11 protein-coding genes are annotated in these 12647 nt (G+C 73.8%); 4 read left to right on the top strand and 7 right to left on the bottom strand.

The window, feature by feature from the left end:
- The 3 genes from ABZ570_RS26090 to ABZ570_RS26100 all read right to left on the bottom strand — a co-directional run.
- Positions 1 to 1245, bottom strand: a 1245-nt coding sequence (locus tag ABZ570_RS26090) for a sigma-70 family RNA polymerase sigma factor (protein ID WP_358068948.1), incomplete at its 3' end; no start/stop codon positions are given.
- Between the two features lie 3 nt (positions 1246 to 1248).
- The gene (locus tag ABZ570_RS26095; RefSeq protein WP_358068951.1) at positions 1249 to 1641 is read right to left on the bottom strand and encodes a YciI family protein; all 393 of its coding nucleotides are present in this window, start codon (positions 1639 to 1641) and stop codon (positions 1249 to 1251) included.
- Positions 1642 to 1787: 146 nt separating this feature from the next.
- Positions 1788 to 1931 (bottom strand): hypothetical protein, encoded by a 144-nt coding sequence (locus tag ABZ570_RS26100; RefSeq protein WP_358068878.1) that lies wholly within the window; start codon positions 1929 to 1931, stop codon positions 1788 to 1790.
- 987 nt (positions 1932 to 2918) lie between these two features.
- On the opposite strand from ABZ570_RS26100, the gene ABZ570_RS26105 reads away from it, so the two are divergent.
- Complete coding sequence (locus ABZ570_RS26105) at positions 2919 to 3911, top strand: sporulation protein (protein WP_358068881.1); 993 nt, start codon at positions 2919 to 2921, stop codon at positions 3909 to 3911.
- An 87-nt stretch (positions 3912 to 3998) separates the two neighbouring features.
- On the opposite strand, the gene ABZ570_RS26110 is transcribed toward ABZ570_RS26105, so the two are convergent.
- Entirely contained in the window at positions 3999 to 4379 is a 381-nt protein-coding gene (locus ABZ570_RS26110; protein WP_358068884.1) for a hypothetical protein, read from the bottom strand.
- A gap of 323 nt (positions 4380 to 4702) precedes the next feature.
- On the opposite strand from ABZ570_RS26110, the gene ABZ570_RS26115 reads away from it, so the two are divergent.
- Positions 4703 to 5125, top strand: coding sequence for a hypothetical protein (locus ABZ570_RS26115; protein WP_358068887.1), 423 nt, complete (start codon positions 4703 to 4705; stop codon positions 5123 to 5125).
- 83 nt (positions 5126 to 5208) lie between these two features.
- Here ABZ570_RS26115 and ABZ570_RS26120 read toward each other — a convergent pair whose 3' ends face one another.
- Both ABZ570_RS26120 and ABZ570_RS26125 read right to left on the bottom strand, forming a co-directional pair.
- A complete protein-coding gene (locus ABZ570_RS26120; protein ID WP_358068954.1) occupies positions 5209 to 7431 on the bottom strand; it encodes an ATP-binding domain-containing protein in 2223 nt (740 codons plus the stop codon).
- Between the two features lie 308 nt (positions 7432 to 7739).
- The gene (locus ABZ570_RS26125; RefSeq protein WP_358068890.1) at positions 7740 to 8864 is read right to left on the bottom strand and encodes a sigma-E factor regulatory protein RseB domain-containing protein; all 1125 of its coding nucleotides are present in this window, start codon (positions 8862 to 8864) and stop codon (positions 7740 to 7742) included.
- A 96-nt stretch (positions 8865 to 8960) separates the two neighbouring features.
- On the opposite strand from ABZ570_RS26125, the gene ABZ570_RS26130 reads away from it, so the two are divergent.
- The gene (locus tag ABZ570_RS26130) at positions 8961 to 9617 is read left to right on the top strand and encodes a response regulator transcription factor (protein ID WP_358068893.1); all 657 of its coding nucleotides are present in this window, start codon (positions 8961 to 8963) and stop codon (positions 9615 to 9617) included.
- Positions 9614 to 11119, top strand: coding sequence for a HAMP domain-containing sensor histidine kinase (locus ABZ570_RS26135; RefSeq protein ID WP_358068896.1), 1506 nt, complete (start codon positions 9614 to 9616; stop codon positions 11117 to 11119). The genes ABZ570_RS26130 and ABZ570_RS26135 overlap by 4 nt, the downstream gene beginning before the upstream one ends.
- A gap of 28 nt (positions 11120 to 11147) precedes the next feature.
- Here the strand turns inward: ABZ570_RS26135 and ABZ570_RS26140 are convergent, their stop codons facing one another.
- Positions 11148 to 12548, bottom strand: coding sequence for an N-acetylmuramoyl-L-alanine amidase (locus ABZ570_RS26140; protein ID WP_358068899.1), 1401 nt, complete (start codon positions 12546 to 12548; stop codon positions 11148 to 11150).
- Positions 12549 to 12647 lie beyond the last annotated feature (99 nt).

Genomic DNA, 12647 nt, shown 5'->3' on the forward strand with positions numbered 1-12647 from the left:
GCTGGCCAGCCGCGCCGCCCGCATCAGCAGGTACTCCTGCTCGGGCCGGCTGGTGGTCCGCCCGGCGGCGGCGCGGTAGTGCGCCACCGCCGAGTCCCGGTCGCCGGCCATCTCGTACAGGTGTGCCCGGGCGGCGTCGAGGCGATGGTGGCCGGCCAGCCGGGGGTCGGCGGAGAGCGTGGCGAGGGCGTCCAGCCCGGCGGCCGGGCCCTGCACCATCGCCGTTGCCACCGCGCGGTTGAGCGCGACCACCGGGTTTCCGGAGAGGCGTTCCAGCACCTGGTAGAGGGCGAGGATCTGGGGCCAGTCGGTCTGCTCGGCGGTGGGTGCCTCGTCGTGCAGCGCGGCGATGGCGGCCTGCAACTGGTACGGCCCGACCGGCCCCCGGGCCATCGCCCGGGTGACCAACGTGGTCCCCTCGGTGATCGCGGCGGCGTCCCACCGGCTGCGGTCCTGATCGGCCAGGGAGATCAGCTCGCCGGACGGGCCGGTCCGGGCGGCGGCGCGGGCATCGGTGAGCAGCATCAGGGCGAGCAGCCCGGTCACCTCGCTGTCGTCGGGCAGCAGCGCGTGCATCGCCCGGGTCAGCCGGACCGCCTCCTCGGACAGGTCCACCCGGCGCAGGTCGTCGCCGAGGCTGGCCGTGTGCCCCTCGGTGAAGATCAGATACAGCACGTGCAGCACCGTGGCGAGCCGGGACTCCCGCTCGCCCGCGTCGGGCATCCGGAACGGCAGACCGGAGGAGCGGATGCGCTGCTTGGCGCGGCTGATCCGCTGCGCCATCGTGGCTTCCGGGACGAGGAAGGCGCGGGCGATCTCGGCGGTGCTGAGCCCGCCCACCGCCCGCAGGGTCAGTGCGATCGCCGACGCGGTGGACAGCGTCGGGTGGCAGCAGAGGAAGAGCAGGACCAGGGTGTCGTCCCGGTCCGTGATCAGCGGTTCGTCCGCGGCCGGTGCCGTCCGTCGGTGGTCGCCCTCCCGGCGGGTCGCGCGCTCCTCCCGGTCGCGGCGCGCGGTCTCGGCCCGGACCAGCTCGACCATCCGGCGGTACGCGACCTGGACGAGCCAACCGCGCGGATTGTCCGGCAACCCGTCTGCCGGCCACTGGGTGGCCGCGGCCAGGAGCGCCTCCTGCACCGCGTCCTCGGCGGTGGCGAAGTCGCCGAACCGCCGGGCGAGCACGCCGAGGACCTGCGGCGCCAGCTCGCGCAGCAGGTCCTCGACGGTGCGGTCCGGTAGGCCCAGCGGTCACATCTCCTGCGGCGGCGCCGACATCACGGGGTGCACCTCGATCGGCATGTTCAGCGGCCGACCGCCGGGCCCGGGCGCGGTCGAGATGTACGCCGCGATCTCGACCGCCCGCTGCGGGGTTTCGCAGTCGACGATCCACCAGCCGGCGAGGAACTCCTTGGTCTCCGCGAACGGCCCCTCGGTGACCACCGGGGCGCCGTTCTCGCCGGCCCGGACGATCCGCGCCTGCTGCGGCCCGCCCAGGCCCTCCCCTTGGACCCACTCCCCGGCGGCAGTGAGCTTCGCGTTGACCTCCCGCATGAAGCCGATGTGCGCCTGGATCTCCTCCGGCGTCCAGGTGTCGATCGACGGGAAGTCGGCCCCGGCGGCGCTGAACTGCATCAGCAGCATGTACTTCACGGTTCGCTCCTCACGCCTGTGCACCGATTCTCGGTGCTTCCACCCTCAGGTAGAAGCCGCCACCCCGGTTCTCGACATCCGGGCCGGAGAATTCTCAAGAATTCTCCGGCCCGGACAGGCCCGGCTGCCAGCGATGACTACGGGGCGGCGGTGACCTCCAGCAGGAGGGCCTGCTCGGGGTGCAGGGCCGGCACCTGGAGCCCGACCGAGGCCAGCGCCGAGCCGCTCAGCGTGACCCCGTCGGCCGAGGCCAGCCAGGCCGGCGGGGCCAGTTCCAGCACCGCCGGGCAGCCCGGTCGGGAAGAGCGTCAGCCCGACGGTCATCGACAACCCCGCGCCCGGGTCCGCCGCCCGCACGGTCACCCGCGCGGCCCCGGCCCCGCCGTGGTCCCGCTCCCCATCGGATACGCGCACCGCCTTCCCGCCGGCGGCCACGCGGCTCCGGTCCGGGGCGGCGGGCACATCATCACCCGGGGCAGCACCGCCGTGTCGACCGGCCCGGCGGGCTCGTCGAGCACGTCGAGCCCGGCCAGGCGGAAGGCGGTGGACCCGTCCGTCGCGGTGGCCGGACAGGCCGGACCGGCCGCCCCAGCCGGCGCTCGCCTCGGGCAGCAGCGACAGCACCGCTGGCGCGTCGAAGCTGCTCGGCACCACCGGCGGGACGGTGGCGTCGACCAGGGCGGGCAGGTCGTCGGCAGCGAGGGGGCCGAGGTCGGCGCCCCAGTGCACGATCCGGGGCAGACCGGGCCCGCGCGCGTCGAGCACCAGGCTGGTCCGCGCGTGGCGCAGGTGGACGAGGGTCGGATTGGTCATGGCCGCTCGTCTCGGTCAGGAGCGTGCTGCTGCCGGTCGCCTACGGTGACCGGCCCCCGGGCGGCCGAACCACGATGAGCGATATGCCTGCCAGGCATAAATATGACTCACAGGCATACCGCTCCTACTGGCTTGGACGTGCCGTAGGGGGCGGCCGGCCCGACATGGCCTGTCACCCCTTCGACGCTCCCTGGGTCAGGCCCCGGACGTGCAGCAGGAAGAAGATCACCAGGGTGGGGATCGCGACCAGCACCGAGCGGGCCGGTGGCCGAGGCGGCCGTCGCCACCCTCACGAGGCGCGCCGGCAGATCGACGATCAGGTCGGTGAGCTGATCGTGGTGGACGCCGGCTGACGGCAGGGCTCACAGGCACTTCACAGTTCCCCAGGTTAGGGTGCCCTTCCTGGCCCTGCGCGTTCCACGGTGGAGCGTGCCGATGGCGGAAGCGGAGTGGCGATGGTCTTCAAGAAGATGCTGAGCGCGTTCGGCGTGGGCGGCCCGAGCGTCGACACGGTGCTGACCAACCCGAACACCCGGCCCGGCCTCACCCTCGAAGGGCAGGTGAACCTGGTCGGCGGTGACGCGCCGGCCAGCATCGAGCAGATCAGCATCGGCCTGGTCACCCGGGTGGAGGTCGAGAGCGGCGGTTCCGAGTACGCCGGCCTGATGGAGTTCCACCGGATGCCGGTGAGCGGCCGGCTGGAACTGGCCCCGAAGCAGCAGCTCGCCATTCCCTTCCAGCTCCCCGTGCCGTGGGAGACCCCGGTGACCGACGTCTACGGGCAGCGCCTGCACGGCATGACCATGGGGCTGCGTACCGAGGTGGCGGTGGCCCGGGCCGTCGACAAGAGCGACCTGGACCACGTGGCGGTGCACCCGCTGCCGGTCCACGAGCGGATCCTCGAGGCCTTCCAGGCGCTCGGGTTCCGGTTCAAGCACGCCGACCTGGAGCGCGGCCACATCTACGGCGTGCAGCAGACGCTGCCGTTCTACCAGGAGATCGAGTTCTTCGCCGCGCCGCAGTACGCGCAGACGGTCAACGAGGTCGAGCTGACCTTCGTGACCAGCCAGCAGGGCGTCGAGGTGATCCTGGAGTGCGACAAGCGCGGCGGCTTCTTCACCGGCGGGCAGGACGTCATCGGCCGGTACGCCGTGCCGCACACCGACGCCGGCCGGACCGACTGGGCGCAGCTGGTGGACGGCTGGCTGCGCGAGACCACCTCGCGCTACGGCAACCTGCGCGCCCAGGGCTTCGGGATGCCGCCGGGCCAGCCCGGCCACTACGGCCACCCCGGCCAGTACGGCCACCAGGGTCACCGCGGCCCGGGGATGGGCGGCATGCTGGCCGCCGGTGCCCTCGGCGTGGTCGGTGGCATGGTCGCCGGTGAACTGATCGAGGACGCCTTCGAAGGCTTCGGCGGCGACGAGGACGGCGGCGACTTCGAGTAGTCGCCGGACTAGCGGCACAAGGGACGAACGACGACGGTGGCCCCGGGACGAATCCCGGGGCCACCGCCGCTCTCAGGTGTTGCTCACTCAACGCCGGGCGGCGCGGCGCTCTGCCATCGAGTGCCGTTCGCTACCGGCCTTGGCCAGACCGCGGCTGAACAGGTACGCGCCGGTCAGGACCGTCAGGAACCACCACGACAGGTTCGGGTTGGCCAGGTTCAGGCCGTTACCGCTCCCGCCGGGCCAGTACGCGGCGACGATGACGCCCGCGACGGCGATGGCGTAGACCCAGAACTCCGTGGTGAGCAGGGAGTGCTTGGTCTCGGTGCCCGGAGACGGTGCCGGGTGCCGGTGACCATCCTCCATCATCGGCATCTGGCGGGTCGGGGCCTCCTGCATGGCCATCCGGTTGGGCGCCTCCTGCGCCGGCCGGTTCATCGGCCTGGTGGACGCAGCCTGCGTGCTCATCTTGTCCTCCTCGGATGCGATGAGTTGCCCTCGCCCCGCTACCGCGTTTCGGCCACGGCACGGTTCGCGTTTCGTGGCGGGGGCACCCCGCGTCTACCCGAGGGCCCGGGAGAGGTAACACAGACCGGCGGCCGAAAGTCGTCCTTCCGGCCCCGTCCCCGGTGGGCCCAGCCCAGCCCGTTCCGCGCGCATCCGGTATGCGGCGGAGTGTCCGGTTCTTTCGGGCAGCCGTACCGGAATCCGGGCGGGCGGCCGTACCGGGTTTGGGCCGTCGGTCGCCGGGCACGCAACCAGGATCCCGAGAATGCTGCGAGGTGGTTGACGTGCGTGAGGACGACATGCGGCAGGAGGCCGCCCGGCGGGCCGAGGACCGGATTGCCGGCGGCGTGTACGGCGAGGGCGCGCTCGACGAGGTGACCGTGCCGCAGACCGACGTGCTGCGGGTGATCCAGGAGGAGGACCCGGACGATCCGGCGCACACTCCGGTCGATCCGAACGTGCTGCGCGACGGTGGGCCGACCCGCGGTCAGGGGGCGGTCACCACGACCGGCGGTACGGCCGGCCCGGCCAGCGCCCGCCGGCTGGCCCGGCAGCCGGAGCGGCACCGGGGCAAGGTGGCCCCGACCACCACCGGCGACGCCACCACCGGCGGCCTGAGCACCCCGGCCGGCGGCTCCACCAGTGACGCGTCCAGCTCCGGCGCCCAGGTCGGCAACTTCACCGACGAACGACCCCACCCAGGCTGAGGGGCAGGCCCCGGCTTGTCGATCATGAGGTTGGCGGCACTCGTGGAGATCGAGATCGCCGCCAACCTCATGGTCAACCGGGGTCAGGAGGGTGTGCGGAGGATGCCGAGGCGTTGGGTGGCGCGGGTGAGGGCGACGTAGAGGTCGCTGTGGCCGCGCGGGGACTCGGCGACGATGTGGTCCGGCTCGACCACCAGCACCGAGTCGAACTCCAGGCCCTTGGCCTGCTCGGTGGTGAGCACCACCACCCGGCTCGCCAGCTCCGGCTGCTCGCCCACGGCGGCCTCCGGCAACGCGGCGGTCACCGCGGTGCCCAGCTCCGCCACCCGGCCGGCCGGCACGATGACCCCGAGCCGCCCGTCGGTCAGGCCGGCCGCCTCCCGCGCCGTCGCCTCGACCAGTTCGGCGGCGAGCCGGTCCGCGTCGACCGTCCGGTCCCACGGCGGTACGCCGCTGGCGCGTACGGAGCGGGGCGGGCGCAGCGCCGGGTCGATCGCGGCGAGCACACTGGCGGCGACCGCCATGATCTCGGCGGGAGTGCGGTAGCTGACGGTCAGCTCCTCCAGCCGCCACCGGTCCGCCACGTACGGGGCGAGGGCCTCGGCCCAGGACGGCGTGCCGGCGAGGGCACCGGTCTGCGCCACGTCGCCGACGATCGTCATCGACCGGCTGGGGCAGCGGCGCATCAGCAGCCGCCACGCCATCGGCGACAACTCCTGCGCCTCGTCGACGATGACGTGCCCGAACGCCCAGCTCCGATCGGCGGCGGCGCGCTGCGCGGTGGTCAGCCGCTCGGACTCCTCCTGCCGTTCCAGCAGCCGGTCGGCGTCGAGCAGGTCGGTGACGCCGAGGATCTCGCCGCCGTCCGCCTCGTCCTCGACGTCGATCGACCGGGAACCCCGGGCGATCTCCAGCACGCCCTCGGCGTACTCGCGTTGCAGTGACCGGATCCGCTCCCGGCGGGCCGTCGCGGCGCGCTCGTCCTCGCCCAGCAGCTCGGCCGCCTCGTCCAGCAGCGGCACGTCGGCCGGCGTCCAGCCGCCCGGTTCGCGGTGCAGGAGCGCCCGCTCGGCGTCGGTGAGCATCGGTGCGGCGGCGGCGATCCGCGCGGCGTCGGCGTACAGGTCGGCGAGCAGGCGCTGCGGGGTGAGCACCGGCCACAGCTGGTCCAACGTGGCCCGGACCTCGGGGTCCTCGCGCAGCTCCCGGCGGATCTCGGCGACGTCGGCCGCGGAGAGCAGATTCTCCCCGCCGAGCGGGTCGGCGCCGATCCGCTCGGCCACCTGCGCGGCGAGCGCGTGCACGATCTCGATGTCGAACAGCGCCCGGGCCAGGTTGTGCGGGCGGTTCGACCGGCGCACCCGGTCCCGGGCCTCCCGCACCACTGCCGGGTCGAGGGTGAGCATCTCCCGCTGCGGCAGCTCGATCTCCAGCGGCTCGTCGGGCACCCACTGCCGGTCCCGTACGGCGTTCGCCAGCACCTCGACCATCACCGCGCGTCCCTTCAGCGCGGTGGTCCCGGCCGGCTCGGCGCGCCGGGCCTGTACGCCGGGGAAGAGGTCGGCCTGGGTACGCAGCAGCACGCCGGTCTCGGCCAGCGCGGGCAGCACCTGGGAGATGTAGCGCAGGAAGGTGGCGTTCGGCCCGACCAGCAGCACGCCCCGGGTGGAGAGCTGCTGGCGGTGCGTGTAGAGCAGGTACGCGGCGCGGTGCAGCGCCACGGCCGTCTTGCCGGTGCCCGGGCCGCCCTGCACCACCAGCACGCCCGGCAGGTCCGCCCGGATGATCCGGTCCTGCTCGGCCTGAATGGTCTCGACGATGTCACGCATCCGGCCGGTGCGGCCGGCGTTGAGCGCGGCGAGCAGGGACGCCTCGCCGGTCAGCTCCTCGTGGGCGGTGGGGGAGGCGGTGGCGATGTCCAGCACCTCGTCGTTGAGCCCGGTGACCTTCCGCTCCCGGGTGCGCAGGTGCCGCCGCCGGCGTACCCCCTGGGGGTTGGCGGCGGTGGCGAGGTAGAACGCCCGGGCCGCGGGGGCCCGCCAGTCCATCAGCAGCGGGTCGTAGTCGCCCGAGGTGTCGAAGATGCCGATCCGGCCGATGTAGCGGCGGGAGCCGTCGTCGCCGTCGAGGCGGCCGAAGCAGAGCCCGCTCTCCACGGCGGAGAACTGTTCGACCTGCTCGGCGTACATCCGGACGGCGGAGTCGCGCTGCGAGCGGGCCTGCAACGTGCCGCCGGTGTTCCGCAACTCCTCGGTGAGCCGCCGGGCGGCCTGCTCGCGCATGCCGTCCAGCCGGTCGTAGAGCATCGAGACGTATTCCTGCTCGCGACCGATCTCGTCGTCCTGGTGCAGCCCATCCGATACCTCGGGGTGCGTTGACAAGCCGGCTCCTTGTTGGCTAGAATGGCTCAAGGAATGGCTTTAACGGGCCATTCCTTTTTGTGTCTGAACTGAGAAAGATACCGCGTCCCCGCGCCGTGGACCAAGCGTGCCCGGCCGTCCGCGACCCCGTCACGCCGCCGCGCCGCGAAGCGTCTCGGATCCCTCCCCGCACACGAACCGGGGGCCCGACCGGCTCGCGCCGGCCGGACCCCCGACGGGTCCCTGCTCCCGGGTCAGCCCCGGGCCGCCTGGTAGAGCCGCTCCGGCGTCACCAGGCCCGCCAGCACCCGACCGTCGTCGGTGAGCAGCACGCTGAACAGCTTCCCGGTCAGCAGTCGCCCGCTGCCCCAGTCACCGCTCACCTTCGGCAGGCCGCCGAGCACCTTCGCCACCGCGTCGGCGTCCGCCGGCGCCGACTTCGCGCCGGTCTGCGGGCCGCCCGCCGGACCGGCCGCGTCGAGCTTGGCTACCACCACCGTGGTCCAGCCGGTGCCGACCGTACGCACGTCCGGGCCGCCCGGCCGCCGCACGTCGGGGTCCGGGAGGTGCTTCCCGGCCGGCCCGCGCTCGCCGGTCGCCGGCGCCTCGGTGACCTTGACGCCCGGCGGCGGGTTGAACCGGAACTGGTCCGCGTCCGGGGTGCGGAAGTCGACCTGGGTGAAGGCCACCTCGAACGCCGGCTGGCCGGCGCCGTCGGCGAGGACCTCGAACCGCAGCGGCACGTGCTCCTTCGCGTCCAGCGCGATCCGCACCTGGTGCACCAGCGAGTCGGGGTCGCGCGGGCTGAGCACCAGCTCGTACGCGTCCCGCCCGGCCACCCGGGCGGAGCGGCCGACGGTGACCTCGGTGGTCGGGTCGATCGCGGCGAGCGCCCGGTCGGCGGCGTCGGCCGGGGTGGCCGGCGCCGACGGCAGCGTCGCCTCACCCGCCGACAGCGTCCGGTGCGAGGCGGTGTTGGTCCGGCTGCTCCACGTCCAGACGTCCCGGCCGTTACGCAGCAGGTCCTGCTCACCGAGCGTGTCGACCAGGGCGAGCCGCTGCCGGTCCGGGCCCGCGTACCAGACCCGCAGGGTGTGCGTGCCGGTGAGCAGGCTGGCCAGCTCGTTGCCGCTGGCCGTGCCGGCCATCTCGGCGATCGGCGGCAGCCCGAGGTCGGCGCGCTGCACCACTGTGCCGGAGAGCCCGTCAAGGCGGGAAGTGCGCAGGTCGTCCAGGAGTTGGGCTGCGGTACGCGGCGGCAGGGCCGGTTCGGCCCCGGCGGCGAACGTGCCGACCGCGGCGCCGCCGCCGATCACGACGACCCCCGCGGCCACCGGGACCAGCCAGCGCAGCACGGCACGGTTCTTCAGTACGGGCATGTTGGACACCTCCTGACCGTAATGGTGCACGCCGGTCGCTGTGACGGCGCTGAGGAGAATCCCTAGGGAGGGTCACCCGGTGGCACCCTTGGACGGGTGCGGTTGCTGGTGGTGGAGGACGAGCCGCGGCTCGGGTTCGCGTTGCAGCGGGGCCTGCAGGCCGAGGGGTTCGCGGTGGACGTGGCGTCCACCGGGCCGGCCGGCCTGGACGCCGCCCGGCACGGCGGCTACGACGCCATGATCCTCGACGTGATGCTGCCCGGCCTGTCCGGGTACGAGGTGGTGCGCCGGCTGCGGGCCGAGGAGCACTGGTTGCCGGTGCTCATGCTCTCGGCCAAGGACGGCGAGTACGACCAGGCCGACGGGCTGGACTGCGGGGCGGACGACTACCTCACCAAGCCCTTCTCGTACGTGGTGCTGCTGGCCCGGCTGCGAGCGCTGCTGCGCCGGGGCGCGCCGGAACGCCCCACCGTGCTCACCGTCGGCGACCTGCGGCTGGACCCGGCGCGACGGCGGGTCACCCGGGCCGACGTCGAGGTGGCCCTGACCACCCGCGAGTACGCCCTGCTCGACTACCTCATGCGCCGGCCCGGCGAGGTCGTCTCCAAGACCGAACTGCTGGACCACGTCTGGGACGCCAGCCTCGACACCGCCCCGAACGCCGTCGAGGTCTACGTCGGCTACCTGCGCCGCAAGATCGGCCGCGACCGGCTGGAGACCGTCCGCGGCGCCGGCTACCGGCTCGCCACATGACAGCGAAAGGAAGGGCGCCTTCTTATCGCCTCCGGTACGGGAAGGGTCCCCTGCTGACACTCGGCCTGCGCGCCCGGCTGCTGGTGATCGGGGTGGCCGGGCTGAGCGTCGGGCTGGCGCTCGGCGGGCTGGTGCTGCTCGGCGCGCTCGGCTGGACCCTGCAGCGCACGGTCGACGCCGAGGCGTTCCGGACCGCCGACGCGGTCGCGCTGCTCGCCGCCGAGGAGGCCCTGCCCGACCCGCTGCCGGTGGCCGGCGGCCAGCTCCGGGTGCAGGTGGTGGACGCCCAGGGCCGGGTACGGGCCGCCTCGATCGACGCCGACCGGCTCGTGCCCATGCTCCGCCCCGACCAGCTCCGCGCCGGGCAGCGCCAACGCCTCGTCGTGGACGGGCGGCGGGTCGGCCTCGACGGCCCGGTCCGGGTGGTGACCGTGCCGGCCGGGACCCCGAATGAGCCGCTCACCGTGCTGGTCGCCAAGTCGATGACCGACGTGCGGCACAGCCTGCGGGTGGTCAGGGTCCTGCTGCTGGTGGGTTTCCCACTGCTGGTCGCCGGGCTGGCCGTGGTCGCCTGGCGGGTCATCGGCGCGACGCTGCGCCCGGTGGAGGCGTTGCGCAGCGGCGCCGCCGAGATCACCGGGCGGGCCGGCCCGGGGCGGTTGCCCGTACCGGCCGGGCGGGACGAGATCCAGCGGCTGGCGGTCACCCTCAACGACATGCTCGACCGGCTGGAGGCGTCCCGGGCCCGGCAGCGGGCCTTCGTCGCCGACGCCGCGCACGAGCTGCGCAGCCCACTGACCAACATGCGTACGGAGCTGGAGGTGGCCCGCCGGCTGGGCGGCGCGACGGACTGGCCGGCGGTGGCGGAGAACCTGCTCGCCGACACCGAGCGGCTGGGCCGCCTCGTCGACGACCTGCTGCTGCTGGCCCGCCTCGACGAGCAGACGGCCCGGCCGGGCGCTGCCCCGGCCCGGCCGGTCGGTCCGGTGGAGCTGGGTGAGCTGCTGCGCTCCGTCGCCGGCCGCTACCCGTCGCCGCCGGTACGCGTCGCGCCGCCGCCGGGGCCGCTCTGGACGGAGGGCGACCCGGGGGAGCTGCGCCGGGTGCTCGCCAACCTGGTGGAGAACGCGCTGCGGCACGCCCACGGCGAGGTGCTGCTGGCGGTCACCGGCCCGCACTCCGACCCGCCGGTGCCCGCCCCGCGCGGCGCGGGGCCGGCGGCCGGGGCGTACCACCTGGTGACCGTGACCGACGACGGGCCGGGCATCCCGGCGGCCGACCGGGAGCGGGTCTTCGCCCGCTTCACCCGGCTGGACGACGCCCGGGCCCGGGACGACGGCGGCGCCGGGCTGGGTCTCGCGATCGTGCGTGAGCTGGTCCGCCGGGCGGGTGGTGGCGTCGAACTCTCCGACGCCACCCCCGGGGAAACGGCGGCGGCGACCGGGCCGGGGCTACGGGTGACGGTACGGCTGCCGGCGCTGGCCGACCCGGAGGTCGACTAGCGCCGCCAGGGCCCAGCCGCCGTACGGGTCAGCAGCGCGGCACGTTCGGGATGAAGCCGCTGTATCCGGTCAGCACGTACGCGTCGGAGACGTACTGGTTGGTGCCGATCCGGTTCCAGATGTTGCTCGTGCCGTACGTGCCGGTGACGCTGGTGCCGATGGCCTGGCAGTAGATGCTGACGGTCGCGCCGTGGGCGACCGAGCCGACGACGGCGTAGTTGGTCCCGGGGCCGGAACGGACGTTGAGGTTCCCGCCACCGGTGTTCACGGTGCCGCTGCCGATGCCGGTCACGCCGTTGACCAGCTGCATGTAGTACGTCCAGTTCCAGTTCGGGCCGGGATCGGTGTGCGTCGCCCCGGGCACCTCGATGTGGCCGATGATGTGGTTGCGGTCCTTCGGGATGCCGTACTTGTTCGCGAGGTTGCGGGTCAGCGCCGCGGACGCGCGGTACATGGCGTCGGTGAACCAGCTGGGGTCGTCCACGTACCCCTCGTGCTCGATCCCGATGGACTGGGTGTTGTACGTCCAGTTGCCGGCGTGCCAGGCGATGTCCTTCTCGCGGACCGACTGGGTGACCGCCCCGTCTGCGGAACGGAACGTGTAGTGCGCGCTCACCTTCGCCGACGGGTTCTGGAACCAGCTGATCGACCCGGCGTAGGAGCCCTGGGTGACGTGGATGACCACGTAGTTGATCCGGTAGTCGGTGGGGCGGTTGGCCACCGTGTAGTTGCCGGAGTAGGCGGGCGCCCAGGCGGCCGGGCCGTAGTCGGTGCTCATGGTGCCGACGCCGCCGGTACCGAGGGCCGGCACCCGGGCCAGCTCGCCCCGCTGCGGCGCGACCGGCCGGCCGGTGACCGTCACCGTACCGGCCCGGCTGGCCGTGAAGCCGGTGGCGAGCAGGTCGTAGACGGTGTCCGCGTAGAGCCGGGCGACCGAGGGGCTGGTCGCGCCGCCGTACCGGACGACCGGGTCGTACCACCGGCCGACGTCCTTACGGTCGGCGGTGGTCAGGCCGGCCCGGTCGGCGTACGACCGCAGCACGGCGGCGGCTCCGGTGATGTTCGCGGCGGCGTCGGTACGCAGTGCGGCCCGAGCGAGCCCGGTCAGGGTGGCCGCCTCGTCGAGGGTGTGGATGCTCGGGTTGCTGGTGAGGTGCATCGGGCCGTAGCCGCCCGACGCGCTCGGCGCGCCGCCGTGCCCGTCCAGCCGGGTCTCGGCGTAGCCGAGCGCGACGAGCAGGTCACGTGGCACGTCGTACCGGGCGGCGGCGGTGTCGAAGGCGGCGTTGAGCGGGCCGGCCGCCGCGCCGGCCGGCGCGGCGAGGGCGGGCCCGGCGCCCAGAGCGGGCTGGGCGGACAGGCAGAGGGCCAGGATCAGCGTGGCGCCGACCACGCGGTTCGATCGGCGCAGGGGGAACCGGAGGCGCACCGTAGCTCCTTTTCGACTGAGCGGACGTTGGGTGGCCGTACGGTATACCGTGATGCTCGTCGATGTATAGATTTTGCGCTTCGTCGTCCTGCCGCGACG

Origin of the sequence: Micromonospora sp. NPDC007271, assembly GCF_040634005.1 — a bacterium.
Taxonomy (GTDB): Bacteria; Actinomycetota; Actinomycetes; order Mycobacteriales; family Micromonosporaceae; genus Micromonospora.